The 26,860-nt window shown below is 72.7% G+C and carries 18 protein-coding genes; 14 read left to right on the forward strand and 4 right to left on the reverse strand.

The genetic code is table 11. From position 1 onward, the window contains the following. Nucleotides 1-4 precede the first annotated feature (4 nt). The 5 genes from CRV15_RS22465 (at nucleotide 5) to CRV15_RS22485 (ending at nucleotide 7,663) form a co-directional block, all read left to right on the forward strand. The gene (locus CRV15_RS22465) at nucleotides 5-952 is read left to right on the forward strand and encodes an MHYT domain-containing protein (RefSeq protein ID WP_003956658.1); all 948 of its coding nucleotides are present in this window, start codon (nucleotides 5-7) and stop codon (nucleotides 950-952) included. Nucleotides 953-1,158: 206 nt separating this feature from the next. Beyond that, nucleotides 1,159-3,318, forward strand: a complete 2,160-nt coding sequence (gene uvrB, locus CRV15_RS22470; protein ID WP_003960083.1) for an excinuclease ABC subunit UvrB — start codon at nucleotides 1,159-1,161, stop codon at nucleotides 3,316-3,318. A 251-nt stretch (nucleotides 3,319-3,569) separates the two neighbouring features. Beyond that, complete coding sequence (locus CRV15_RS22475) at nucleotides 3,570-4,187, forward strand: TerD family protein (RefSeq protein WP_003956661.1); 618 nt, start codon at nucleotides 3,570-3,572, stop codon at nucleotides 4,185-4,187. A gap of 139 nt (nucleotides 4,188-4,326) precedes the next feature. After that, nucleotides 4,327-6,357, forward strand: a complete 2,031-nt coding sequence (locus CRV15_RS22480) for a TerD family protein (protein WP_009995809.1) — start codon at nucleotides 4,327-4,329, stop codon at nucleotides 6,355-6,357. Nucleotides 6,358-6,637: 280 nt separating this feature from the next. Beyond that, nucleotides 6,638-7,663, forward strand: coding sequence for a TerC family protein (locus CRV15_RS22485; protein ID WP_003960078.1), 1,026 nt, complete (start codon nucleotides 6,638-6,640; stop codon nucleotides 7,661-7,663). A gap of 72 nt (nucleotides 7,664-7,735) precedes the next feature. Here CRV15_RS22485 and CRV15_RS22490 read toward each other — a convergent pair whose 3' ends face one another. Further along, entirely contained in the window at nucleotides 7,736-8,392 is a 657-nt protein-coding gene (locus CRV15_RS22490) for an MBL fold metallo-hydrolase (RefSeq protein WP_003956667.1), read from the reverse strand. A gap of 98 nt (nucleotides 8,393-8,490) precedes the next feature. Beyond that, complete coding sequence (locus CRV15_RS22495) at nucleotides 8,491-9,183, reverse strand: maleylpyruvate isomerase family mycothiol-dependent enzyme (RefSeq protein WP_003956668.1); 693 nt, start codon at nucleotides 9,181-9,183, stop codon at nucleotides 8,491-8,493. Nucleotides 9,184-9,516: 333 nt separating this feature from the next. Here CRV15_RS22495 and uvrA point away from each other — a divergent pair, with 333 nt between their 5' ends. Then, complete coding sequence (gene uvrA, locus CRV15_RS22500) at nucleotides 9,517-12,600, forward strand: excinuclease ABC subunit UvrA (protein ID WP_009995801.1); 3,084 nt, start codon at nucleotides 9,517-9,519, stop codon at nucleotides 12,598-12,600. A 41-nt stretch (nucleotides 12,601-12,641) separates the two neighbouring features. Here uvrA and CRV15_RS22505 read toward each other — a convergent pair whose 3' ends face one another. Beyond that, nucleotides 12,642-13,631 (reverse strand): carbohydrate kinase family protein, encoded by a 990-nt coding sequence (locus CRV15_RS22505; protein ID WP_003960076.1) that lies wholly within the window; start codon nucleotides 13,629-13,631, stop codon nucleotides 12,642-12,644. A gap of 984 nt (nucleotides 13,632-14,615) precedes the next feature. Here CRV15_RS22505 and CRV15_RS22510 point away from each other — a divergent pair. Continuing rightward, complete coding sequence (locus tag CRV15_RS22510) at nucleotides 14,616-15,047, forward strand: Rieske (2Fe-2S) protein (protein WP_003960075.1); 432 nt, start codon at nucleotides 14,616-14,618, stop codon at nucleotides 15,045-15,047. A 444-nt stretch (nucleotides 15,048-15,491) separates the two neighbouring features. On the opposite strand, the gene CRV15_RS22515 is transcribed toward CRV15_RS22510, so the two are convergent. Then, nucleotides 15,492-16,427: a hypothetical protein gene (locus CRV15_RS22515; RefSeq protein ID WP_009995800.1), complete on the reverse strand. Its 936-nt coding sequence runs from the start codon at nucleotides 16,425-16,427 to the stop codon at nucleotides 15,492-15,494. A gap of 269 nt (nucleotides 16,428-16,696) precedes the next feature. On the opposite strand from CRV15_RS22515, the gene CRV15_RS22520 reads away from it, so the two are divergent. From CRV15_RS22520 to CRV15_RS22555, 7 genes are all read left to right on the forward strand, one after another. Further along, the gene (locus CRV15_RS22520) at nucleotides 16,697-17,356 is read left to right on the forward strand and encodes a papain-like cysteine protease family protein (protein ID WP_003960073.1); all 660 of its coding nucleotides are present in this window, start codon (nucleotides 16,697-16,699) and stop codon (nucleotides 17,354-17,356) included. 5 nt (nucleotides 17,357-17,361) lie between these two features. After that, complete coding sequence (locus CRV15_RS22525) at nucleotides 17,362-18,261, forward strand: hypothetical protein (protein ID WP_003960072.1); 900 nt, start codon at nucleotides 17,362-17,364, stop codon at nucleotides 18,259-18,261. 154 nt (nucleotides 18,262-18,415) lie between these two features. Then, nucleotides 18,416-20,614 (forward strand): excinuclease ABC subunit UvrC, encoded by a 2,199-nt coding sequence (gene uvrC / locus CRV15_RS22530; RefSeq protein WP_009995797.1) that lies wholly within the window; start codon nucleotides 18,416-18,418, stop codon nucleotides 20,612-20,614. Next, a complete protein-coding gene (gene rapZ / locus CRV15_RS22535; RefSeq protein ID WP_003960070.1) occupies nucleotides 20,611-21,549 on the forward strand; it encodes an RNase adapter RapZ in 939 nt (312 codons plus the stop codon). The genes uvrC and rapZ overlap by 4 nt, the downstream gene beginning before the upstream one ends. After that, a complete protein-coding gene (locus CRV15_RS22540) occupies nucleotides 21,546-22,580 on the forward strand; it encodes a gluconeogenesis factor YvcK family protein (RefSeq protein WP_003960069.1) in 1,035 nt (344 codons plus the stop codon). The genes rapZ and CRV15_RS22540 overlap by 4 nt, the downstream gene beginning before the upstream one ends. Further along, nucleotides 22,571-23,560, forward strand: a complete 990-nt coding sequence (gene whiA / locus CRV15_RS22545; RefSeq protein ID WP_009995792.1) for a DNA-binding protein WhiA — start codon at nucleotides 22,571-22,573, stop codon at nucleotides 23,558-23,560. The genes CRV15_RS22540 and whiA overlap by 10 nt, the downstream gene beginning before the upstream one ends. A gap of 338 nt (nucleotides 23,561-23,898) precedes the next feature. Next, nucleotides 23,899-26,850, forward strand: coding sequence for a M14 family metallopeptidase (locus CRV15_RS22555; RefSeq protein ID WP_029182880.1), 2,952 nt, complete (start codon nucleotides 23,899-23,901; stop codon nucleotides 26,848-26,850). Nucleotides 26,851-26,860 lie beyond the last annotated feature (10 nt).

The following is a 26,860-nucleotide window of genomic DNA, read 5'->3' on the forward strand; positions in this document are numbered from 1 at the left end:
CGGCATGCAAGGAACTCTCGACGGTTTCACCTATGGGTTGGTCACACCGGTGGCGGCCTTTGTGATGGCCTGTCTGGGCGGGGCGCTGGGACTGCGCTGCACCACGAGATCCGTGCGGACCGAGGGTGCCTTCAAACCCGGCTGGCTGGCGCTGGGAGCCGTCTCCATCGGCTCCGGCATCTGGACGATGCACTTCATCGCCATGATGGGCTTCAGCATCGCGGAGACCCCGATCACCTATGACCGGCCGATCACCTACGCGAGCCTCGCGCTCGCGATCGTCATGGTCGGCATCGGCATCTTCATTGTCGGCTACCGGGGCGCCACCGTGATGGCCCTCGTCACCGGGGGCACCATCATGGGGCTCGGAGTGGCCTCGATGCACTACCTCGGCATGGCCGGAATGCGGTTCCAGGGGCGGGTCGAGTACAGCATCCCGGTCGTGGCCCTCTCGGTGGTGATCGCGGTGGTCGCCGCGACCGCCGCGCTGTGGGCCGCCGTGTCGATCCACGGCTTCCGGGCCAGCCTGCTCGCCAGTCTGGTGATGGGAGTGGCGGTCTCCGGAATGCACTACACCGGCATGGCCTCGGTCAGCGTCCATCTGCACGGCACCCTGACCGCGCAGGCCGGTGGCGACTCGCCCACCTCGCTGCTGCTGCCGATGCTGGTCGGCCCCGGTGTCTTCCTGCTGCTCGCCGCGGTCGTCGTGATGTTCGATCCGCTGCTGGTGATGGGCGAACCCGAGTGGGAGAAGCCCGCCCGCGGGGCGGCCCCGCTGCCCGGCGTCCCGGCCCGGCCCGTGCAGGCGGCCCCGCAGCCGTGGCCCCACCAGCCCGCCGCGGCGCGGCCGGAGGACGCCTGGCCGGTGAACCGGCCCGGCGAGTGGCCCCACCAGCCCCAGGTTCAGCCTCAGCCCCAGCGCCGCGAGCAGCCCTACTCCGACAGCTGGTGATATCCGATGGCACCTGATGGCACCTGATGAGGCCCGATGAGATCTGACGACATCTGATGACAGCGCAGAGCAGTGGATGACACTCGGTGATCGAGGGTGACATCACGTGACGACCGGAGCCGGGCGGCGGTCGCCGGAACGCCCGGCTCCCTGGGGCGGGAGCGCACCGGGACCCCGTTGTCAGTGGGGGGCCGTACGGTGGATTCATGCGGCCCGTTTCCCAGATCGAACGTACGGTGGCGCCCTTCGAGGTCGTCAGTCCCTTCCAGCCCAGCGGCGACCAGCCCACGGCCATCGCCGACCTGGAGCGGCGCATCCGCGCGGGGGAGAAGGACGTGGTCCTCCTCGGTGCGACCGGCACCGGCAAGTCGGCGACCACCGCCTGGATGATCGAGCGCCTCCAGCGCCCCACCCTGGTCATGGCGCCGAACAAGACGCTGGCCGCCCAGCTCGCGAACGAGTTCCGCGAGCTGCTGCCCCACAACGCCGTCGAGTACTTCGTCTCGTACTACGACTACTACCAGCCCGAGGCGTACGTCCCGCAGTCGGACACCTATATCGAGAAGGACTCCTCGATCAACGAGGAGGTGGAGCGGCTGCGCCACTCCGCGACCAACTCCCTGCTGACCCGGCGCGATGTGATCGTGGTCGCCTCCGTGTCCTGCATCTACGGCCTCGGCACCCCGCAGGAGTACGTCGACCGGATGGTGCCGCTCAGGGTCGGCGAGGAGATCGACCGGGACGAGCTGCTCCGCCGCTTCGTGGACATCCAGTACACACGGAACGACGTGGCCTTCACCCGGGGCACCTTCCGGGTCCGCGGCGACACCATCGAGATCTTCCCGGTCTACGAGGAGCTGGCCGTCCGCATCGAGATGTTCGGTGACGAGATCGAGGCCCTGTCCACGCTCCACCCCCTCACCGGAGAGATCCTGAGCGAGGACCAGTCCCTGCACGTCTTCCCCGCGAGCCACTATGTGGCGGGCCCCGAACGCCTGGAGAAGGCGGTCGACGGCATCGAGGCCGAGCTGGAGCAGCGCCTCGCCGAGCTGGACAAGCAGGGCAAGCTGCTGGAGTCGCAGCGGCTGCGGATGCGGACCACCTACGACATCGAGATGATGCGCCAGATCGGCTCCTGCTCCGGCATCGAGAACTACTCGATGCACTTCGACGGCCGGGAGCCAGGCTCCCCGCCGAACACCCTCCTCGACTACTTCCCCGAGGACTTCCTGCTGGTCATCGACGAGTCCCATGTGACCGTTCCGCAGATCGGCGCCATGTACGAGGGGGACGCCTCACGCAAGCGGACCCTGGTCGACCACGGCTTCCGGCTGCCCTCCGCCCTGGACAACCGCCCCCTGAAGTGGGAGGAGTTCACCGAGCGGATCGGTCAGACGGTCTATCTCTCGGCCACGCCCGGGGCCTATGAGCTGTCGCGGGGCGACGGCTTCGTGGAGCAGATCATCCGGCCGACCGGGCTGGTCGACCCGGAGGTCGTCGTCAAACCCACCGAGGGCCAGATCGACGATCTGGTGCACGAGATCCGGGTGCGCACCGAGCGCGACGAGCGGGTGCTGGTCACCACGCTCACCAAGAAGATGGCCGAGGACCTGACCGACTACTTCCTCGAACTCGGCATCCGGGTGCGCTATCTGCACAGCGACGTCGACACCCTGCGCCGGGTCGAGCTGCTGCGCGAGCTGCGCGCCGGTGAGTACGACGTCCTGGTCGGCATCAATCTGCTGCGGGAGGGTCTCGACCTCCCCGAGGTGTCCCTGGTGGCCATCCTCGACGCCGACAAGGAGGGCTTCCTCCGCTCGGGCACCTCGTTGATCCAGACCATCGGCCGGGCCGCCCGCAATGTGTCCGGCCAGGTCCATATGTACGCGGACAAGATCACTCCGGCGATGGAGAAGGCCATCGATGAGACCAACCGCCGCCGAGAGAAGCAGATCGCGTACAACACCGAGAAGGGCATCGACCCCCAGCCGCTCCGCAAGAAGATCAACGACATCGTCGCGACCATCGCGCGTGAGGAGGTCGACACGGAGGAGCTGCTCGGCTCCGACTACCGCAAGCCGAAGGAGAGGTCCGGCAAGGCGGGCAAGGCCCCGGTGCCCGCGCTGGGCGGCAAGGGCGCGGCCCAGGGCAGGGGCAGGGCCGGGGGCAAGGGGGAGAGGGCCGGGACCGGCGCGGACACGAGTGGCCGTCCCGCCACCGAGCTGGCCGGAATCATCGAGGAGATGACCGAGCGGATGCGGGCGGCGGCGGCGGATCTCCAGTTCGAGATCGCCGCCCGGCTGCGCGACGAGGTCGGTGAGCTGAAGAAGGAGCTGCGCCAGATGAAGGAGGCGGGGCTGGCCTGACCGGTGCGGGAGCCGGTCCGACCGGCGGGGGAGGGGGGACACCCCGCCGCTCCCGTCCCGGTGCGGTGCCCGCGCGGCACCGCAGCGAGCCGGGAAGGCACTATTCCACTCACGCCGTGGGCTGTGTTGCAAGAGCGACACAATAACTGGCCAATTCTGCCGTGCAGTTCATACGACTGCGTAGGGTGCTGGGCATCCGCCCGCGGAGGCGACTGCCCCAGGGCAGAACCGAGCGAAAAGGGGACAAGCGCGTGACGGTCAATATGACCAAGGGCCAGGCCATCAGCCTGCGGAAGAGCGACGGGGCCACCCTGACCGCGGTGCGGATGGGACTCGGCTGGCAGGCGGCTCCCCGACGCGGACTGTTCGGCTCGCGCACCAAGGAGATCGACCTGGATGCCTCCGCCGTGCTCTTCGCCGACAAGCAGCCGGTCGACGTGGTCTTCTTCCGCCACCTCGTCAGCGACGACGGCTCCGTCCGGCACACCGGCGACAACCTGGTCGGCGGCGCGGGCTCCGGGGGCGACGACGAGGCGATCCTGGTGGACCTCGGCCGGGTCCCCGTCCATGTCGACCAGATCGTCTTCACGGTCAACTCCTTCACCGGCCAGACCTTCCAGGAGGTGCAGAACGCCTTCTGCCGCATCGTCGACGAGACCAACGGCGAGGAGATGGCCCGCTACACCCTCGACGGCGGCGGCCACTACACCGCGCAGATCATGGCCAAGGTGCACCGCGCCAGGAGCGGTCCGCCGCAGGGCTACTCCAAGGAGCCCACGCCGGGGGGCTGGACGATGACCGCCCTGGGCAACCCGGCCAACGGGCGGACCTTCCAGGACCTGATCCCGGCCATCCTGCCCCATCTGTAGACGCCCCATCGGTGGACGCCAATCATCCGGCGCCACCGGCACACGGACTGTGGACACCGGACACCGGGCCCTGTACCGGCCTCGGCCGGGCGGGGCCGGTACGCACCACCGAACAGCGGCAGCGAGGGGGGACACGGCGATGACGGCCGAGCTGGCCCGGGGACAGAACCATCCACTGAGCGCCACCCGGCTGGAGATCCGGGTGGCGGGCGGTCACCCGCTGCTGGCCTGTGCCCTCGGCACCGATGAGCGGGGCACCGCCGTCGGAGACTCCCCCGCCCGCCCCGGCGCACCGGGGCTCCCCGGCGTCCAGGTGCCCCGGCAGGCCGCGGCCGTGCTCCGCTGCGCCTTCGACCTGGACGCGCTGCCGGACACGGTGCACCGGGTCGCGCTCGTCCTCGCGCTCCCCGAGGGGCCCGGGGCCCCCGGGCGCTTCGGCGCCACGGCCGGCCCGCACCTCGCGCTCGCGGGCCCCGGTGGCACCGCGCTGGCCGCCTTCACCGTCACCGGCCTGGACACCGAGACCGCGCTGATCGCCGTCGAGCTGTACCGCCGCCGGGGCGCCTGGAAGGTGCGCGCCGTCGGCCAGGGGTACGCGGGCGGACTCGCCCGGCTGCTCGCCGACGAGGGGCATCCGCGGGCGCGGGAAGCGGCGGCGGAGATCCAGCGGGCCGCGGCGCCGACGGCCCCGCGCGCCGCGCCCGCGCGGCTGGGGACGGGGAGTTCCGCCGGGGCCGCCGCCCCGGGTCCGGCGGGCGGCCCGGCGGGTCCCGGGACTCCCGCGGACGCCGTGCCTCCCGCTGCCTCCGGCTCCCGCGACCGCGGGGACACCGTGGACGCGGCCCGGCCGCCCACGGGCGGCCCCGGGGACACCGCGGGCGCTGCGGCGCCGCGCACGGGCACGCCCGCGCCGCCGCCCCTGGCCCCGTCGGCCGCCGCCCCCGTGCCGTCCGCGCCCATCGACTATGCGCACCCGGGGCGCCGCTCCACCCCGCCCCCGTCACCCCCGGCGGCACCGTCCGCCGCCCCCGTCCGGCCGTCCGGACCCGTCGCCGGGGACGCCACCGGCTGGTCGCTGGAGGAGCGGCTGTACAACCAGGTCTGGGGCATGTTCGAGGATCTGGCCCGCAGCGTCGCCGCCTACCGCGGCGCCGTCGACTTCGCCGAGTCCCGGATGGACCGCGAGTTGGACGACCTCCTCGCCGACCCGCGCGCCCGCGTCGGCGGCGCGGCGGACGCCGCCCGCGAGGCCGCGCGGGACAAGTGCGAGCGGCTGACCGCCGAGGCCCGCGCCGTCCTCGACCGGGACCTGGCCCAGCTCGCCGCCGAGTCCGACGTCGTCGAACCGGCGCTGCCGCCGTCCTGCGCCCGCTGGGACAACCCGGTCTGGCATGCCCACCGCGCCCCCCGGGAGCGCCCGCTCGCGGTGCGGCTGGGCGATCTGACCCTGCCCGAGGCCCCCGGTCTTGTCATCCCCTTCCTCGTCCGGCTCCCGCTGGAGCGCGGCCTCTGGGTGGACAGCGGGCACACGGGCCCCGGGGCGGTGTCCGGTCCCGACCGGGTCAAGCGCCTCGCCCTGGACACCGCCGTCGCCCACGCGGCCCGGCTGCTCGCGGTCCACCCGCCCGGCGCCTTCTCCGTGCAGGTCGTCGACCCCGCGGGCACCGCCGCCGCGGCGCTGGCCCCGCTGGTGTCCGCAGGGGTGACGGCGCTGCCCGCCACCGGGGCCCAGGGGGTGGCCGGGACGCTCGCCCGGCTCACCGAGCGGGTCGACCTGATCACGATGGCGCTGCGCGGCGGCGCCGCCGACGCGCTGCCGCCCGGTCCGGCCACGGCCGGGCAGCTGCTGATCGTCAACGACTTCCCGCACGGCTTCGACGACCGGTCCGTCACCCGGTTGCGCTATCTCGCGGACGAGGGCCCGGCGGCCGGAGTCCATCTGCTGATGGTGGCGGACCGCGAGGACGCCGCCGCCTACGGGCCCGAGCTGGACCGCCTCTGGCGCTCCCTGCTGCGGATCACCCCGGTCCCTGACGACCATCTGGCCGACCCCTGGGTCCGCCACGCCTGGACCTACGGCCCGCTGACGGTCCCGCCGGGCAGCGCGGTCCTGGAGCAGGTGCTCGACCGGGTCATGACAGCCGGGTACACCGGGGACGACGAGGCGTGAAAAGCCCTTGCGCGACCTCTCCGCGTCAACCGGTGTAGACCAATAAAGAACCTGCTGAGCTGGCATTTTGAATGTTTCTTTACCATGCTCTTTACCGCCGCTTGGCGGCTCCTGTACGCTCCTCTGAGCGGAGGGGAGTATTCCCGGCCTGCGACGTTCCCGTCAGTACGGATCTCCGATGAGTCCCGGGGCGTCGGCCCGAGCGGCAAGGACCACTCGGGTGGAAGAGACCTCCGGCAGCGACGACGCTGATCAGTAGCCGTACGAAGCCGGAGGCACAGTGGACGTTTCTACTACCACGTGGGTGTTGACCATTCTTGGTCTGTCCGCCCTCATCGCGGTCGACTTCTTCATCGGGCGCAAGCCCCATGATGTGTCGATCAAGGAAGCCGGAATCTGGACGATCGTCTGGATCGTGCTGGCGGTGCTCTTCGGCATCGGCCTCGCGGTCTGGGGCACGAGCCAGGCGTCCGGGGAGTTCTTCGCCGGCTTCATCACCGAGAAGTCGCTGAGCGTCGACAACCTCTTCGTCTTCGTCCTGATCATGGCGAAGTTCTCGGTGCCCTCCCACCTCCAGCAGCGGGTGCTGCTCATCGGTGTGCTCATCGCGCTGGTCCTGCGCGGCATCTTCATCGCGGCGGGCGCGGCGATCATCGCCAGCTTCTCCTGGGTCTTCTACATCTTCGGCGCGTTCCTGATCTACACCGCCTGGAAGCTCATCCAGGAGGCGCGCTCCGACGAGGAGGAGGACGACTGGGACGAGAACCGCCTGCTGAAGTCCGTCGAGAAGAAGTTCGGCGTCGCCGACCAGTACCACGGCACCAAGCTGTTCATCCAGAAGAACGGCAAGCGCATCATGACCCCGCTGATGGTGGTCATGCTCGCGATCGGTACCACGGACATCCTCTTCGCGCTGGACTCCATCCCGGCGATCTTCGGTCTGACCCAGGACCCGTACATCGTCTTCACGGCCAACGCCTTCGCCCTGATGGGTCTGCGGCAGCTCTACTTCCTCATCGGCGGCCTGCTGAAGAAGCTGGTCCACCTGAGCTACGGCCTCTCGGTGATCCTCGGATTCATCGGCGTCAAGCTGATCCTGCACGCGCTCCACGAGAGCGGTGTCGACGTCCCGGAGATCTCGATCCCGTTCTCCCTCTCCGTCATCTGCGGCGTGCTGATCATCACCACGATCACCAGCCTCATCGCCTCGAAGAAGCAGGCGGAGCGCGAGGCGGCCGAGGCCGCCGCGAAGGGCGGCGACGAGGGCGCCGACGGCAGCAAGGACAAGGACAGCGTCGAGGCCTGACGGTCCTGACAGCGGCTCCAGGAGGGGGCGGACGGCAGTCGCCGTCCGCCCCCTCCGCCGTCTGCGCGGGGGTCACCAGCCGCGGCGGCGCCACTCCGCGAGGTGCGGACGCTCGGCGCCCAGGGTGGTGTCCCTGCCGTGTCCCGGGTAGACCCAGGTCTCGTCCGGCAGCACGGCGAAGAGCTTGGTCTCCACGTCGTGCAGGAGGCTCGCGAAGGCCGCCGGGTCGTCGCGGGTGTTGCCGACGCCCCCCGGGAAGAGGCAGTCGCCCGTGAACAGATGGGGGTGGCCGTGCGGATCGTCGAAGACCAGCGCGATCGACCCGGCTGTGTGCCCCACGAGGTGGCGCGCGGTCAGCGCGACCCGGCCGACCCGGATCACATCGCCGTCATGGACCGCCACATCGGTGGGGACGGGGATGCCCTCGACGTCCTCGGCGCCGGCGTAGGTGCGCGCGCCGGTCGCCGCGACCACCTCCGCGAGGGCCTGCCAGTGGTCGCCGTGGCGGTGGGTGGTCACCACCGAGGCGATGGAGTCGTCGCCGATGAGCCGCAGCAGGGTCGCCGGCTCGGCGGCGGCGTCGATCAGGAGCTGCTCGCCGGTGGCCCGGCAGCGCAGCAGATAGCTGTTGTTGTCCATGGGTCCGACCGCGACCTTGGAGATCATCAGGTCCGTCAGCTCGTGCACGTCGGCGGGGCCGCCGACCTTCACTGCTCCGCTGTACGTCATGGCGGCAGCCTATAGCGGGGCGACAGGGCACCGGCGGGTGAGGGAACGGGCCCGGGGCCCGGGGGCGCGCGGGCCCGCCCCGGCGGCACGGCGGGCGGTCAGAGCGGCGGCAGGACGGGCAGCGGGCCGCCGCCGGTCGTGAGCCCGGACGCGCGGACGGCCCGGCGCCCGGCGAGCCAGCCCAGCAGCTCCGGAGCCGGGCCCTCGACACTCACCCGGGCGCCCGCCGTGCCCCCGGTGGTCCACGACTCCCCCGAGGCCGCGCTCAGGGCGACCGGCGGCACCTGGGGGCTCCCGGTGAAGCGCTCCGCGAGGAAGGCGATCTCCCGCAGGACGAACTCCCGGGGCAGATCCTCCAGCTCGTGGCCGACATCCAGGTCGACGTGGTGCAGCTCGACCTCGACCAGTCTGCGGAAGGGCACCCGGGCCGCCCGGTCGGTGACGCCGTTGCGGAGGGCGACCGTACGGTTCCACTCCGCGGGCAGCCGGGCCACGGCCTCGAACTGGGCGGCGCTGTCGCGTACGTCGGCGAGCTGGACATCGAGGGGGCGGCCGGAATCCCGTTCGATGTCGGTCTCGCGCGCGGCGGCGCTCGGATACATGGGCCGGCCTTCGAGGACGTTCACGAGGGCGTCGGCGTTACGGGCGAGGTGGGCCAGTACATGGCCGCGTGACCAGCCGGGCAATCGGGACGGTCCGGACAGCCGGGTCCTGTCCAGCGTGTCCACCGCGGTGAGCAGTCGTTCGGTCGCCTCGCGTACAGAGTCCAGGTCGCGCACGGGATCGATCATGCGCCTGACGATAGCTCCGCCACCCGATCGGGTGAAGGAGGCTGCCGGTCGCCGTAATTCGAATGTGCGTGCTATAGCCTGGAGCGGTGCATCCTTGGATGTCGGGCCGTCCCCGTCGAGCGGTCGACCGGCTGCCCGGCGTCCACCGATCCGGTGGTACCCGCCGCACGACCTAGGCTGGAAGGTCCGGGACCCGGGGCGCGTGCCCCTGTCGCCCCGGACCCTCCGGTGGCTTCCGACCGCTCAGGACCCCTTCAGCACCCTCACACCACCCTCAAGACCTCCAGGACCTCCAGGACCTTCAGGACTCCTCAAGAAAGGTGCGGACCCGGCGTGGCCGACCGTCTCATCGTCCGTGGCGCTCGCGAGCACAACCTCAAGAACGTCTCGCTCGACCTCCCCCGTGACTCGCTCATCGTCTTCACGGGGCTCTCCGGGTCGGGCAAGTCCTCGCTGGCCTTCGACACGATCTTCGCCGAGGGACAGCGCCGCTATGTGGAGTCGCTGTCGTCGTACGCCCGCCAGTTCCTGGGGCAGATGGACAAGCCCGACGTCGACTTCATCGAGGGGCTCTCCCCGGCGGTCTCCATCGACCAGAAGTCGACCTCGCGCAACCCGCGCTCGACGGTCGGCACGATCACCGAGGTCTACGACTACCTCCGGCTCCTCTTCGCCCGGATCGGCAAGCCGCACTGCCCCGAGTGCGGCCGTCCCATCTCCCGGCAGTCGCCGCAGGCCATCGTCGACAAGGTGCTGGAGCTGCCCGAGGGCAGCCGCTTCCAGGTGCTCTCCCCGCTGGTGCGCGAGCGCAAGGGGGAGTTCGTCGACCTCTTCGCCGACCTCCAGACCAAGGGGTACAGCCGCGCCCGGGTGGACGGGAAGACCGTCCAGCTCGCCGAGCCGCCGGTGCTCAAGAAGCAGGAGAAGCACACCATCGAGGTGGTCGTGGACCGCCTGACCGTCAAGGAGGGCGCCAAGCGGCGGCTGACCGACTCGGTCGAGACCGCGCTGGGACTCTCCGGCGGCATGGTCGTGCTCGACTTCGTCGACCTCCCCGAGGACGACCCCGAGCGCGAGCGGATGTACTCGGAGCATCTGTACTGCCCCTACGACGACCTGTCCTTCGAGGAGCTGGAGCCGCGCTCCTTCTCCTTCAACTCCCCCTTCGGGGCCTGCCCGGACTGCACCGGCATCGGCACCCGGATGGAGGTGGACCCCGAGCTGCTCGTCCCGGACGAGGAGAAGTCCCTCGACGAGGGGGCGATCCACCCCTGGTCCCACGGCCACACCAAGGAGTACTTCGGGCGGCTGATCGGGGGGCTCGCCCAGGCCCTCGGCTTCGCCACCGACATGCCCTGGGCGGGGCTGCCGCAGCGGGCCAGGAAGGCCCTGCTCTACGGCCACAAGACCCAGGTCGAGGTCCGCTACCGCAATCGCTACGGCAGGGAGCGGGCCTACACCACGCCCGCCTTCGAGGGCGCGGTGCAGTTCGTCCGCAGGCGGCACCAGGAGGCCGAGAGCGACGCCAGCAGGGAGCGCTTCGAGGGCTATATGCGCGAGGTGCCCTGCCCCACCTGCGAGGGCACCCGGCTGAAGCCGATCGTGCTCGCCGTCACGGTGATGGAGAAGTCCATCGCCGAGGTCTCCGCGATGTCGATCAGCGAGTGCGCGGACTTCCTCGGCCGGCTGAGGCTGAACGCCCGGGACAAGAAGATCGCCGAGCGGGTCCTCAAGGAGGTCAACGAACGGCTGCGCTTCCTGGTCGACGTCGGTCTGGACTATCTCTCGCTCAACCGCGCCGCCGGGACGCTCTCCGGCGGTGAGGCCCAGCGCATCCGGCTCGCCACCCAGATCGGATCCGGCCTCGTCGGCGTGCTCTATGTGCTGGACGAGCCCTCCATCGGCCTCCACCAGCGGGACAACCACCGGCTGATCGAGACCCTCGTCCGGCTGCGGGACATGGGCAACACCTTGATCGTGGTGGAGCACGACGAGGACACCATCAAGGTGGCCGACTGGGTGGTCGACATCGGCCCCGGCGCCGGTGAGCACGGCGGCAAGGTCGTGCACTCCGGCCCGTTGAAGCAGCTCCTGTCCAACAAGGAGTCGATGACGGGGCAGTACCTCTCCGGCCGGAAGGCGATCGCGACCCCCGACATCCGCCGTCCCGCGGACCCGTCCCGGACGCTCACCGTCCACGGCGCCCGGGAGAACAACCTCCAGGACATCGACGTCTCCTTCCCGCTCGGCGTGCTCACCGCCGTCACCGGTGTCTCCGGGTCTGGGAAGTCGACCCTGGTCAACGACATCCTGTACACGCATCTCGCGCGTGAGCTGAACGGCGCCAGGTCGGTGCCGGGCCGCCACACCCGGGTCGCCGGGGACGACCTGGTCGACAAGGTCGTCCATGTCGACCAGTCGCCCATCGGCCGCACCCCCCGGTCCAACCCGGCCACCTACACCGGCGTCTTCGACCATGTCCGCAGGCTCTTCGCGGAGACGGCGGAGGCCAAGGTGCGGGGCTATCTCCCCGGCCGGTTCTCCTTCAACGTCAAGGGCGGACGCTGCGAGAACTGCTCCGGCGACGGCACCATCAAGATCGAGATGAACTTCCTGCCGGACGTGTACGTCCCCTGCGAGGTCTGCCACGGCGCCCGCTACAACCGGGAGACGCTGGAGGTCCACTACAAGGGCAAGTCCATCGCCGAGGTACTGGACATGCCGATCGAGGAGGCGCTGGACTTCTTCGAGGCCGTGCCGACCATCGCCCGCCATCTGCGGACCCTGAACGAGGTGGGGCTCGGCTATGTGCGGCTCGGGCAGTCGGCGCCGACGCTGTCCGGCGGTGAGGCCCAGCGGGTGAAGCTGGCGTCGGAGCTCCAGAAGCGCTCCACCGGACGGACGGTCTATGTCCTGGACGAGCCCACGACCGGGCTCCACTTCGAGGACATCAGCAAACTGATCACGGTGCTGTCCGGACTGGTCGACAAGGGCAACACAGTGATCGTCATCGAGCACAACCTCGATGTGATCAAGACCGCCGACTGGGTCGTCGACATGGGCCCCGAGGGCGGCAGCGGCGGCGGTCTGGTGATCGCCGAGGGCACGCCCGAGCGGGTCGCCGGGGTGGCGGCGAGCCACACCGGCAAGTTCCTCCGCGACATCCTGGACCCCGAGCGGATCAGCGACGCGGAGGAGCGGGCCCCGCGCGCCGGGGCCAATGGCGGCAGGGCCAGGAAGACCGCGGTGAAGCGGACCGCGGCCAAGAAGAGCGCCACGGCGAAGGAGGAGGCCGCCACCCCGGCCGCCGCTGCGAAGAAGGCGGCGCCCAGGAAGGCGACGGCGCGGAAGGGCGCGGCGTCGGCGGCGAAGACCGCCGCCCCGAAGAAGAGCACCGCCCGCGGCCGGGCGTCCTGACCCGGGCCGGGCCCCGTCCCGGCCGCCCGGGGCCGGTCCGCTCAGGTGCGGGCCGGGCCGGGCAGCGGGTCCAGCTCCGCCGCGTACGGGGGTTCGGCACCCGGGCGGGAGCAGGTGAGCGCGGCGGCCCGGGCGGCGAGGGTGAGGACGCCGCGCCAGGCGTCCTCGTCCAGCCCCGGCAGGGCGTCGGGGGAGAGCGCGTCGAGGGCGGCCAGACCGTGGAGCAGCGCGGCGTTCACGGTGTCGCCCGCGCCGATCGTGTCCACGACCCGCACCGGGACCGCCGGGACGGACACCTCAAGACCGCCCCGGGCCCGTACCGTCAGTCCGCCCGCACCATGGGTGACCACGACGGCGGCCGGGCCCGACGGGACTCCGCCGAGCCAGCGGGCGTCGTCGTCCGAGAGTTTCAGCAGCGAGACGTCCGGCAGCCAGCCGGAGAACCTCCGGCGGTAGGCGTCCGGATCGGGGATCAGCCCCGGGCGGACATTGGGGTCGAGCAGGGTGAGAAGGCCGCGCCCGGCCTCGCGCCGCAGCAGTTGTTCATAGGCGCTCGCCCCCGGCTCCAGCACCAGTGAGCAGGTGCCGAACGCCACCGCGCGCGCCTCGTCCGGCAGCGGCGGCGGCAGCTCGAAGAGCCGGTCCGCGGTGCCCTCCGCGTAGAAGCCGTATCCGGCCGAGCCATCGGCGCCGACGGAGGCGACCGCCAGTGTCGTCGGCTCCGGGCCGCGTTCGACGAGCGAGACATCGACACCGGCCGTCAGCAGCCCGGCGAGCAGCGCCTCACCGAAGCCGTCCCCGGAGACCCGGGAGCAGAAGGCGGCCCGCGCGCCGAGCCGCCCCAGGGCGACGGCGGTGTTGTACGGGCCGCCCCCCGGCCGGGGCAGCAGCGGCGGCAGCGCGGGGGCCGGAGGCGGGCCGGACGGTCCCGGCGGGGGCGGTGGTGGCGCGGCGGGTCCGTCGTTCCGCGGTGCCGTGGGGTCCCGCTGCGGGACCAGATCGATCAGGGATTCTCCGGCGACGACGATCACCTGCCCGAAGGTAGCCGATCGCCTCCGGGCGGGGGAGCCCCCGGGACGGCCCCGGCCCGGTGTCCCGGGGCCCTCGGGCCCGGTCTCCACGGCCGGGAGTCGGGCGCCGGGAGCCGGGCCGGAGGCGGCACCGGGTGATACAGGGTGCGCCGCGCGGGGAGGCGGCCCCCGGTGCCCCGGGCGTCGGCCGGGCGTCCGCCGCAGGGTATTCCCGGACGGGGGAAGAGGGCCGGGGCGGTGCTGTCGGCCGTGCGGGGAGCGTCGCACCCGGCTCCGCCCGGTCTGTCCGGCTCCGGTCCCGGGTGGTCCCGGTCCCCGGCACCCCTCTGTCCGGTGCGCCCGGGGGCCTCGTACCGCTCTCCCGGGCGTACCCGCCGGGCACGGCCGCTGCCGGACGGGAGCCGGGCGCGGGGTGGGGTGCCGGGGGCGGCATCGGCTGAATACAGAGCCCCGCCGCGCGGGGAGGCCGTCGGTCCCGCTGCCCCGGGCGTCCGCCGCAGGGTATTCCCGGACGGGGGAAGAGGGCCGGGGCGGTGCTGTCGGCCGTGCGGGGAGCGTCGCGCCCGGTCGGGTACGGCCGGGTTGCCCTGCTCTGGAGTGGGGAAGCCGTCCGGCCTGTCGGGTACCTCCGTCCCGGGTCCGCCCCCGACCGCGATCCTGGCCCTGGTCCCGTCCGGCCCTGGGCGCCGGGGTCGTCCTCGGCCCGGCCGCAGCGCGTTCTCGTCCTTGTCGGGTCCTGCCGGTCCTGCCGGGTGCGAAGAGCGTCCCGGCAGGGTGACTGCCTGCCGGATCGCGGAAGGGACTCTGCTGCGAGAACCGTTCCGGAGCGGTGGAGGCGTCCGGTCCGGGGAAGGCGCCGGGACCGGAGCCCGCTCGTCGGAGTGGCGGGCGCCGTCGGTATTGTCGGGTCTGCCGCCATCCGGGACCCCGTTCCGTCCGGTCCCGTCTCTCCCGTCGGCGGCATCGAGCAGATGGAGTCCTCACATGCCCGGCCCCTCCCCAGCCGCCCGCCGTACCGTGCTGAAAGGTGCCGCCCTCGCGGGGGCGGCCGGGCTCGGGGCCGCCGCCTGCTCCACCGACTCCAAGCTGGGGCGCGCCCAGGTGCCGACGCCGACCGAACCCGTCGACCTGGGACCGGCGGACGCGGTTCCGGTCGGCGGCGCCAAGCTCTACCGCGATCAGCGGCTGATCGTGAGCTGCCCCAAGGAGGGCGAGTACAAGGCGTTCAGCGCCCAGTGCACCCACGCGGGCTGCGCGCTCGACAAGATCGTCGGCAATGAGGGCAACTGCCCCTGCCACGGCAGCCGCTTCGACGTCACCACCGGCAAGGCACTGGTGGGCCCGGCGACCGTGCCGCTGCCCGAGGTCGCGATCAAGGCGGAGGGCGGCAGCCTCATCGCGGGCCCCGACGCCTGAGTCCGGCCGCCGCGCTGGATGTCCCGACGCCTGATGCCTGAGCCGGCCGCCGCGCCCGGGACCCGCGCCCCGGATGCCCGCAGCCCTGAGCCCGGCCGTTCGGCCCGAGCCCCGAGCCCGGTCGTTCGGCCTTCCGGCTGCCTGAGTCCGGCCGCCGCGCTGGATGTCCCGAGCCCGGCCGCCGTGCCCCGGACGCCCGGAGCCCCGAGCCCGGCCGTCCGGCTGCCTGAGTCCGGCCCCGGGCAGGCCCGCCCCCCGCCGGAGTCCCGCCCCGGATGCCGGACCGCTTGCCCTCGCCTGAGCCCGGCCCCGGCAGGCCCGCCCACCTGCGGGAGAGCGCCCGCGGGCTCGGCCCGGCGGTGGGCGCCCGGGCCCGCCCGCAGGGGCCCGGCACCCCGCACCCACGCGGTGGGCGCCCGGCCCGCCCGCGTTCTCCGGGCGGCCCTACTCCCAGTCCCAGTCGATGCCGAGAATCCCCGGCCGTACGCCCTGCTCGACCAGATGGACCGTCCGGTGCCGCCCGCTCAGCGTCAGATCCGTCCGGCCGCCGCGCGGCGCCCCCGTGGTGGCCTGCGCGAACCGGCGGCACCTGGCCGGCAGCGCCCCCTCGTCGAAGTGGATCTGGAGGACGTACTGCCCGCCCGCGTGGGTGAAGCCCCGGACGTACTCGGTGCTCGGCCCGCCGGTCCCGTCCTCGAAGCCGTAGCCGAGGACATGGGTCTCCCCGGCGCGCAGCCGGGCGTCGAACAGCAGCTCCGCCACCACGAGCCCGGTCTCCCGGTGTCGCCGCACCCGGCCCGTCCGGCAGTTCTCCAGCGCGGTCACCCGTACCCGCTCCGGCTCGCAGCCCGGGTCGCCGTGGTGGATGGCGACATAGCGGTCGATGCCGTCCCGGTGGGCGCGGACCACCTGCCGGGATTCCCGGCCCAGCAGCTCCCGGCCCGCCCCGATCCGTATCCGCTCGTGGTGGCCCACCGTGTGCAGCCCGCCGTCCGCCGGGACCTCCAGATCCGCGAGCAGCCGCTCGACCGTCCCCGAGACCTCCATCAGGAAGCTGTACGCGCGGGAGGCCGGACGGTCCACCTCCCGGCGCCCCGCGCCCCCGTCGCCGGTCCCCAACAGCCGGATCAGCGAGTTCCCGGGCAGTTCCAGCAGCTCCTCCAGCGCCCGTACGGCCCGGAGCGACTCGGGGCGCTGGGGCCGGCGCGCGCCCTGCTGCCAGTAGCTGAGGCTGGTCACACCGACCGTGATCCCCCGGTGGGTGAGATGGTGCCGGACCCGTTGGAGCGGCAGCCCGCGCACGGCGATCGCCGTCCGCAGCGCCAGATGGAACGGGCCGGTGTGGAGCACCTGTGCCAGATCGGCCTCGGTGTGGTCCATGGGGATCATCCTCCAGCGGGTCGAACCCTCGTGCACGTGAACGCCGCACGGTCGCGGTGAACGTTCACGACGGGGACGGGCCCGCCGGGCGGGGTGGTGCGGACCGCCCTAGGCAGCGCGGGACGGCCAGGTTCACACTCCGGCTGCCGTGTTCACAGCTCCGTGTTCCTCGCATTGAAGCCTGTTGACCTGCTCCCGACAAGGATTGATGCTCAAGCAGCAGCGTCCGGACGCGGTCCTCCACCCCCCATCCCTCAGGGAGGAACGCGATGCGCAAGACCAGGAGACGGCTCGCCCCAACGGTGGCCGTACTCGCCGCAGCCCTCACACTCCCCTTCTCCGCCACCGCCGCCACCGCCGCCCCGGCGGACGGCCCCACCGCCCGGCCGTCCCTCTCCCCGGGGACGCCCGCGGCTCACGACGGTTCCGCAGCCGACCGGGGCGCCCTGGCCTGGAAGCGGCTTGACATCGCCATGCAAGCCCAGCTCAAGACCAATTGGTGCTGGTCGGCGGCGGGCAACACCATCGCCACCTACTACGGCCGCACGTACTCCCAGAACCAGTTCTGCAACGCCGCCTTCAACCGGCAGCAGGGCACCGAATGCCCCAACAACCAGGCCACGCTCGGAAATGTGCAGACCGGGCTGCGCTGGGCGGGGATCAGCCCCGGCTCGTACATCAACAACTGGCTGCGCTACTCCGCCGTGCAGACCGAGATCAACGCCGACCGGCCGGTGGAGACCCGGATCCAGTGGTCGAGCGGCGGCGGTCACATGCATGTCATCTACGGCTACGACGACGCCAACAGCATGGTCTATTGGGGCGACCCCTGGCAGACCAGCACCCGTTACAACTGGGCCTCCCACGCCTGGTACGTGAACAACAACTCCTTCTCCTGGACCCACTCGCTCTACCGGATCGGGGCGTGAGCGCGATGAAGCGGAACTCCATGGCCTGCGTCGCCGCTCTCTGCCTCGCGGCCGGAGCGCTCGGCGCCGGTACCGCCGTCGCGGACACCGCGCCCCCGGCCGCCCCCGCGACCGTGCCCGCCCCGTCGGCGGCCGAACTGGCGGCGGCGCGGGACGCGGCCACGGCGCCCGCGACCCGGGACACGCTCGCCCGCTTCTTCGCCCGCGACGGCAAGTCGGCCCGGTCGGCCGCCGCGCCCCGCACCGAGGGGAAGAGCGTGCCGGTCCATGTCCTCAGCCCGGATTTCGTCGCCGGGAAGGCGGGCGCGCCCGTGGCCCGTACCGAGGTCGTCGCGACCCCGGCGGTGGCGTCCGACGGACAGCGGGCGTCGGTGTGGACCGCGCGGCAGGCCGGTGCCTGGCAGGTGGTCAACATAGCCACCGGTGACGACGAGTTCCGCTACGCCCGGCTCGGCGAGCGCAGACTGCCGGGCGGCACGGTCTTCCGCGAGCCGCAGATCGACGGCTGGTATGTGACCAGGGGGACGAAGGTGCTCCCCCTCGACGAGGACGCGACCCGCGCCATCGGCGCCCGGGGCACCGGCCTCGACGCGTACCGGGACCGGGTACGGGCCGCCTACGGCGACAAGCTGCCCGGTTCGGCGTACGCGAAGAAGGGTGTCGCGGGCGGTTACGGCACGGACGGCGCCCCGGCTCCGGCCGTCGGCGGCCCGGTCGCGGGTGCTCCCGCCCCGGGTGCCGGTGCCCCGGCCGCCGCCGTCCCCGCAGCCGCCGGAAGCACGGCGTCCGGCGAGGGCCGCGACCCCGGCGCGCTGACGGCGGCGTCCGTCGCCTCCGGCACCGGGGCCGTCCTCGCCCTGGCCCTGGGCGGACTCCTGGTGACCCGGTTGCGCCGCCGCGCCTGAGCCGTACTGCCCCCACAGCGCGGGCCCCGCAGCGGGGCGTCTGCGGCAGCACACCGGACGCCCGTCTTCCGCCACTCGGCGGAGGGCGGGCGTCCGGCCCGGGGCGGGGGCGGCGGCGACCGGAGTGTCAGTCCCCGCCAGTAGGGTGGACGACATGGCAGACCCCTCCAGCTACCGTCCCAGGCCGGGAGAGATCCCCGACTCCCCGGGGGTCTACCGGTTCCGTGACGAGCACCGCCGGGTGATCTACGTCGGGAAGGCCAAGAGCCTGCGCCAGCGCCTGGCGAACTACTTCCAGGACCTGGCCGGTATGCACCCGCGCACCGCCACCATGGTCACCTCGGCCGCCTCGGTCGAGTGGACGGTCGTCGCCACCGAGGTCGAGGCGCTTCAGCTCGAATACTCCTGGATCAAGGAGTACGACCCCCGGTTCAACGTCAAGTACCGGGACGACAAGAGCTATCCCTATCTCGCGGTGACGCTGAACGAGGAGTTCCCCCGGGTCCAGGTGATGCGCGGGGCCAAACGCAAGGGCGTGCGCTACTTCGGCCCCTACGGGCACGCCTGGGCGATCCGGGAGACCGTCGATCTGATGCTCCGGGTCTTCCCGGTGCGCACCTGCTCCGCCGGGGTGTTCAAGAACCACCGGGCCAAGGGCCGCCCCTGCCTCCTCGGCTACATCGGCAAGTGCTCGGCCCCCTGCGTCGGCCGGGTCACCCCCGAGGAGCACCGCGAACTCGCCGAGGAGTTCTGCGACTTCATGGCGGGCCGCACCGGCGCCTACATCCGCCGGCTCGAACAGCGGATGGCGGAGGCCGCCGAGGAACTGGAGTACGAGCGGGCGGCCCGGCTCCGCGACGACATCACGGCCCTGCGGCGCGCCCTGGAGAAGAGCGCCGTCGTGCTCGCCGACGCCACCGACGCCGATCTGATCGCCGTCGCCGAGGACGAGCTGGAGGCGGCCGTCCAGATCTTCCACGTCCGGGGCGGCCGGGTGCGCGGCCAGCGGGGCTGGGTCACCGACAAGGTCGAGGCCGTCGATCTCTCCGGGCTGGTCGAGCACGCCCTCCAGCAGTTGTACGGGGAGGAGAGCGGCGACGCCGTCCCCAAGGAGGTCCTGGTCCCGGCCCTGCCCGAGGACAGCGGCGCGGTCGGCGAGTGGCTGAGCGGGCGGCGGGGCGCACAGGTCTCGCTGCGGGTGCCCCGGCGCGGGGACAAGAAGGCGCTGATGGAGACCGTGCAGCGCAATGCCCAGCAGGCGCTGGCCCTGCACAAGACCAAGCGGGCCAGCGATCTCACCACGCGCTCCCGGGCGCTGGAGGAGATCGCCGAGGCGCTGGGGCTGGACTCGGCGCCGCTGCGGATCGAGTGCTTCGACATCTCCCACCTCCAGGGCGAGGACGTGGTGGCGTCGATGGTGGTCTTCGAGGACGGGCTGCCGCGCAAGAGTGAGTACCGCCGCTTCCAGATCAAGGGTTTCCCGGGGCAGGACGACGTCCGCTCCATGCACGAGGTGGTCGGCCGCCGGTTCCGCCGCTATCTCGCGGAGAAGGACCGGACGGGGGAGTGGATCGGCGCCGACAGCCCCGACACCCCCGGCGGCCCTGACAGCGCGGGCTGCCCCGGCGGCACCGACAGCCCCGGCGGCCCTGACAGCACGGGCGGCCCCGGCAGCGCGGGCAGCGCCGAGAGCCAGGGGAGCCCCGGGAGCCGCGGCGGCGCCGGGGCCCCCGGCCGCCCCGGGACGGCGGAGGCCGGTCACCCGGGAGCCCCCGGGCTCCCCGCAGACCTGGAAGCCGGGCTTCCGGGCCCCGGCGCGGCCGACGACGGCAGGCCCCGGCGCTTCGCCTACCCGCCCCAGCTCGTCGTGGTCGACGGCGGGGCGCCCCAGGTGGCCGCCGCCCGGCGCGCCCTCGACGAGCTGGGCATCGACGATGTCGCCGTGTGCGGGCTGGCCAAGCGGCTGGAGGAGGTCTGGCTGCCCGGCGAGAGCGACCCGGTGGTCCTGCCGCGCGCCAGCGAGGGCCTGTACCTCCTCCAGCGGGTCCGCGACACGGCCCATGACTTCGCCATCCGCTATCAGCGCTCCAAGCGGACCCACCGCATCCGGACCAGCCCCCTCGATGACGTCCCCGGCCTCGGCACGGTCCGCAAACAGGCCCTCATCAAGCATTTCGGCTCGGTGAAGCGCCTGCGGCAGGCCACAATCGAGCAGATCTGCGAGGTACCGGGGATGGGCCGCAAGACCGCGGAGTCCGTGGCGGCGGCCCTGGCCCGGGCGGCACCGGCCGCTCCTGCCGTGAACACCGCGACAGGAGAGATCATGGAAGAGAACGACGGGGGCAGCACATGAACGAGTTCGACACAGACGGAGCAGCAGACATGAGTACGGGCAGCACCACCGAGCCCGGCGGAGCCGCGGAGTCGGCCATCCCCGAGCTGGTGATCATCTCCGGCATGTCCGGCGCGGGCCGCAGCACGGCCGCCAAATGTCTTGAGGACCTCGGCTGGTTCGTGGTCGACAACCTGCCGCCCGCGCTGATCCCCACCATGGTGGAGCTGGGCGCCCGCTCGCAGGGGAACGTCGCCCGGATCGCCGTGGTCGTGGACGTCCGCGGACGCCGGTTCTTCGACAATCTCCGCGAGTCGCTGGCCGACCTCGACGCCAAGCAGGTCACCCGCCGGATCGTCTTCCTGGAGTCCTCCGACGACGCCCTGGTGCGGCGGTTCGAGTCGGTCCGCCGCCCGCATCCGCTCCAGGGCGACGGGCGGATCGTCGACGGCATCGCCGCCGAGCGCGATCTGCTGCGGGAGCTGCGCGGCGACGCCGACCTGGTCATCGACACCTCCAGCCTCAACGTCCACGAGCTGCGGGCCAAGATGGACGCGCAGTTCGCGGGGGAGGAGGAGCCCGAGCTGCGGGCCACGGTGATGTCCTTCGGCTTCAAGTACGGACTGCCCGTCGACGCCGACCTCGTCGTCGACATGCGCTTTCTCCCCAACCCCCACTGGGTGCCGGAGCTGCGCCCGTTCAGCGGGCTGAACGAAGAGGTGGCGAACTATGTCTTCAACCAGCCCGGGGCCAAGGAGTTCCTGGACCGCTATACGGAGCTGCTCCAGTTGATCGCCGCCGGTTACCGGCGCGAGGGCAAGCGGTATGTGACCATCGCCGTCGGCTGCACCGGCGGCAAGCACCGCTCCGTGGCCACCTCCGAGCGGCTGGCCGCACGGCTGGCGTCGGCGGGCGTCGAGACCGTCGTCGTCCACCGGGACATGGGGCGCGAGTGACGACTCGCTCCCTGCGGCTGCGCCGTCTGCGCAGGTCCGCGCTGACCCCGCTGAGCCGCCGGGGCGGTGCCCAGCCCAAGGTGGTCGCCCTCGGCGGCGGCCGGGGGCTCTCCGCCTCCCTGGCGGCGCTCCGCCGGATCACCGGTGACCTCACCGCCGTCGTCACCGTCGCCGACGACGGCGGCTCCAGCGGCCGTCTCCGCAAGGAACTGGGCGTACTGCCCCCCGGCGATCTGCGCAAGGCGCTCGCCGCGCTCTGCGGGGACGACGACTGGGGCCAGACCTGGGCGCGGGTGATCCAGCACCGCTTCCAGTCCCACGGCGAGCTGCATGAGCACGCCGTCGGCAATCTGCTGATCGTGGCCCTGTGGGAGCAGCTCGGCGACCATGTCCAGGCCCTGGACCTGGTGGGCAGGCTGCTCGGCGCCCAGGGCCGGGTGCTGCCGATGTCGGCGGTGCCGCTGGAGCTCCAGGCGCTGGTCCGGGGGCACGACCCGGCCCGCCCCGACGACGTGGACACCGTCCGGGGGCAGGCGACCGTGGCCCTGACTCCCGGCGAGGTGCAGTCGGTCCATCTGGTGCCGAACGACCCTCCGGCGGTGCCGGAGGCGGTCGCCGCGGTGCTTGACGCCGACTGGGTGGTTCTCGGGCCCGGCTCCTGGTTCTCCTCGGTCATGCCGCATCTGCTGGTGCCCGAACTGCTGGACGCACTGGTGAAGACCAAGGCCCGGCGGGTGCTCTCGCTGAATCTCGCGCCGCAGCCCGGTGAGACAGAAGGTTTTTCCCCGCAGCGTCATGTGGAGGTTTTGGGACGACACGCGCCTAAACTCGCCCTGGACGTGGTGCTCGCCGACGAGGCTGCCGTGCCCGACCGCGACTGCCTCGCCGACGCCGCACGACACCTGGGCGCGGCGGTCGAGCTGGCCCCCGTGGCCTCGCCCGACAGCGCCGCCAAGCATGATCCGGAGCTGTTGGCCGCCGCGTACGACCGTATTTTTCGGATGCATGGAAGGATCGGCCCATGGCGATGACGGCAGCGGTGAAGGATGAGATCTCCCGGCTTCCCGTCACCCGGACCTGCTGCAGGAAGGCGGAGGTCTCGGCGATCCTGCGGTTCGCGGGCGGACTGCACCTGGTGAGCGGTCGGATCGTGATCGAGGCGGAGCTGGACACCGGCATCGCCGCCCGGCGGCTGAAGCGGGACATCCTGGAGATCTTCGGCCATACGTCCGAGCTGATGGTCATGGCGCCCGGCGGGCTGCGCCGGGGCTCGCGCTATGTGGTCCGCGTGGTCGCGGGCGGTGACCAGCTCGCCCGGCAGACCGGTCTGGTCGACGGCAGGGGCCGCCCGATCCGGGGGCTGCCCCCGCAGGTCGTCTCCGGGGCCACCTGTGACGCGGAGGCCGCCTGGCGCGGCGCCTTCCTCGCCCACGGCTCGCTGACCGAGCCGGGCCGCTCCTCCTCCCTGGAGGTCACCTGCCCCGGCCCCGAGGCGGCGCTCGCCCTGGTGGGCGCGGCCCGCAGACTCTCCATCGCGGCCAAGGCACGGGAGGTCCGCGGGGTGGACCGGGTCGTGGTGCGCGACGGCGACGCCATCGGCGCGCTGCTGACCCGGCTCGGGGCCCATGAGTCGGTGCTGGCCTGGGAGGAGCGCCGGATGCGGCGCGAGGTCCGGGCCACGGCGAACCGGCTGGCCAACTTCGACGACGCGAATCTGCGCCGGTCCGCACGGGCGGCGGTGGCCGCCGGGGCCCGGGTGCAGCGGGCGCTGGAGATCCTCGGCGAGGAGGTGCCGGAGCATCTGGCGGCTGCGGGGCGGCTGCGGATGGAGCACAAGCAGGCGTCGCTGGAGGAGCTGGGCGCGCTGGCCGATCCGCCGCTGACGAAGGACGCCGTCGCGGGCCGTATCCGGCGGCTGCTCGCCATGGCGGACAAGCGGGCACAGGATCTGGGCATCCCGGGCACCGAGTCCAACCTCACGGAGGAGATGGCCGACGGCCTCGCCGTCTGAGCCCTGAGCCCCGCCCCCGCGCCGACGACGGCGCCCCCGCCCGGACGACCCCCGCCCGGCCGGGGCACGCCCCGCCCGTCCGTCCCGCCCTTCCTGTCCGTCCCGCTCCGCCGGGGCACGCCCCCGCCCCGCCCGGACGGCCCCCGCCCCCAGGTCCCCCGGGCCGCCCTCCGCCGGGTGCTCCGCCGCCCGGCGGACTCCCGCCATCGGACTCCCCGATGAGGCCGCGTTTGTTCTTGACGCGGCCGGGGGCGCTGATGAGTCTGGCGTCTGTCCACTGTCCCGGCGGACACAGCGGGCGTCGGCGGGCGTCGGCGCCGACAGACGCAGGGGGGTACATGAAACGCAGAGCGGGAGCGATTCTCGCCGCGGTTTCCCTGGTGACCACCGCACTCGCGGTGGCTCCCACGGCCCGGGCCGAGCAGCCGGGCCACGACGGCGGCGGGGGCCTGTCGGTATGGCACGCGCAGGTGTCCAGGGCGCAGGTCCCGCTGGTCATCGCAGCGGGCGCGGACGGGCACGAACTCGGCTCACGGGTGCCGGAGCGGGGCTCGGCGACCGTGGAGCTGCATCTCACCGACCGCCAGGCGGGTGAGCTGCGCGAGCAGGGCGTCACCGTCACGGAGCACCGCCTCTCGGCCGCGGCGCGCGACCGGGTCGAGGCCGCGGGCGATGGCGTCTTCCGTCCCTACGGCGGGGCCCGGGGGCTCGGGCAGGAGATCCTGGACACCGCGCGGGCCCATCCCGCGCTCACCAAGGCGGTCAGTATCGGCCGCACGGTCAAGGGCCAGGACATCCTCGCCCTCAAGGTCAGCAAGGGCGCCCGGAGCACCCGGGACGGGGCCAGGCCCGCCACGCTCTACCTGTCCAACCAGCACGCCCGTGAGTGGATCACCCCGGAGATGACCCGGCGGCTGATGCACCACTATCTGAACGGGTACGGCAAGGACCCCCGCATCACCCGGATCGTCGACACCACCGAGCTGTGGTTCGTCCTCTCCGCCAACCCGGACGGATACGACCACACCTTCCGGGGCCCCGTGGAGCGCCAGTGGCGCAAGAATCTGCGCGACCACGACGGCGACGGCGTGATCGAGCCCACCGACGGGGTCGACCTCAACCGCAACTTCTCCTACAAGTGGGCCTACGACAACGAGGGCTCGTCCCCCGACCCGGGTGAGGAGACCTACCGCGGCCCCCGCCCCTCGTCCGAGCCCGAGACCAGGGCCATGGACGCCTTCATGAAGCGGATCGGCTTCGAGATGGGCGTCAACTACCACTCCGCCGCCAGTCTGATCCTCTACGGCGTGGGCTGGCAGGTCGGCACCCCGTCCCCCGACGACGTACTGCACCGGGCACTCGCGGGCACCCCCGCGAAACCGGCGATCCCCGGCTACCGCCCGCAGATCGCCTCCGATCTGTACACCACCAACGGCGAGACCGACGGCCACGCGGCCAACGTCAACGGCACGGTGACGTTCACCCCGGAGATGTCCACCTGCGCCGGCGCCTCCCGGGTGGACCCGGACGACGCGTGGGAACCGGCCGACTGCGCCTCCGTCTTCACCTTCCCGGACGACGAGAAGCTGATCCGGCAGGAGTTCGAGAAGAACATCCCGTTCGCCCTCGCCGTCGCCGAGACGGCGAAGGACCGGGACCGGGTCTCCTCCCCGGTGGGCGCGAGCGCGGCCCCCTTCACCCCCGACCCGTTCACGGTCTCCTACGCCGCGGGCGCCGACCAGCCGGTCTCCGTCGTCGCCCGGAAGTCCCTGCGGGACAAGCGGGTCAGGTACCGCGTCGACGGGGGACGGACGCACAGCGCCCCGCTGACCGCCTGGCGGGGCGGCGAGACCTTCGGCGGCGAGGACAACCTCGTCCTCGACGAGTACCGCGCCCCGGTGAAGGGCGCCCGTACCGGGGCCTCGGTGCGGGTGTGGTTCACCGGGAAGACCGCCCGGGGCACGGCCGTCACCAGTGACTCCTTCACCTACCGGGTCGCGCCCCGGCCCCGTGCGGCCACCCTGGTGCTCGCGGAGGAGGGCGGCACCGCCCCGGCGCGCCACCCGTCCGTGTACACCCGCGCCCTCGCCGCGAACCAGCGGTCCGGCGCGGTCTGGGACGTCGCCACCCAGGGCGTTCCGCATCCGCTCGGGGTGCTCGGCCACTTCCGTTCCGTCGTCTGGTACACCGGCGCCGTGACGCCGTCCTGGCCCACCACCCGGGCCGTGCGCGCCTATCTCAACGAGGGCGGCAGGCTCGTCAACGCCGGTGAGCGCGCGGGCGGCGGCGTCAGCCTCGGCAACGGGGTGAGCGACGACTTCGCCCAGTACTACCAGGGGGCCTCCAGCCGTATCCCGCTCACCGGGGTCACGTCCTTCCGGGGCGCGGGCGGGCTCGCGGGAGCCTCGGGGCCCCTCGGCGACGCGCCGGGCAACCCGCTGGACGCCGCCGGGGTGTACACCGTCACCTCGCACACCCTGCCGCCCGCCCTGTTCCCCCGGTTCCGCGGCGCGGCGGCGGGCGACTACCCGGGGGTGCGGCTGCCCTTCACCCCGTACGAGGGCCAGTGGTACGCGGCGGCCCGGCACCGCGGCTCCTCCTGGCAGCGGCTGTCGCGGCAGTTCGACCTGACCGGTGTCACCGCGGCGGACGCGCCCCGGCTCGATCTGCGGCTCAGCGCCGAGACCGAGAACGGGTACGACCACGCGCTGATCGAGGCGCACACCGTGGGCGGGGACGACTGGACCACCCTGCCCGACCGGAACGGCGCCACCGGTACGGCGGTGCCCGAGGAGTGCGAGGCCGGGTTCTTCGCCCGGGAGCACCCCTTCCTCCAGCGCTATCTGACGGTCTCGGGCAGCGGCTGCGCCCCGACCGGCACCAGCGGCTCCTGGAACTCGATCACGGGCTCGACCAACGGCTGGCGGGCGACCTCGTTCGATCTGAGCGCCTGGGCGGGCAAGCGGGTCGAGATCTCCGTCGCGTATGTCACCGACTCGGTCACGGGCGGCCATGGCGTCTTCCTCGACGACACCCGGCTGGTGACTCGGGGCGGCACCGCCGCCGCCGAGGGGTTCGAGACCTCGCTCGGCGCGTGGTCGGCGACGGAGTCGCCGGCCGGCAGCCCCGCTCCGCAGGGGTGGTGGACGCGCAGCCAGGAGCTGTTCCCGACCGCTGGAGCGGTTACTACGCGTGACACTGTCCTGTTGGGCTTCGGTCTCGAACACCTGACCGATGAGGGGGCTCGCGCAAGGGTGCTCGGACGGGCGCTGGGGGCGCTCAAACGCTGACTCCGAGCCC

Origin of the sequence: Streptomyces clavuligerus (genome assembly GCF_005519465.1) — a bacterium.
GTDB classification, from domain to species: Bacteria; Actinomycetota; Actinomycetes; order Streptomycetales; family Streptomycetaceae; genus Streptomyces; species Streptomyces clavuligerus.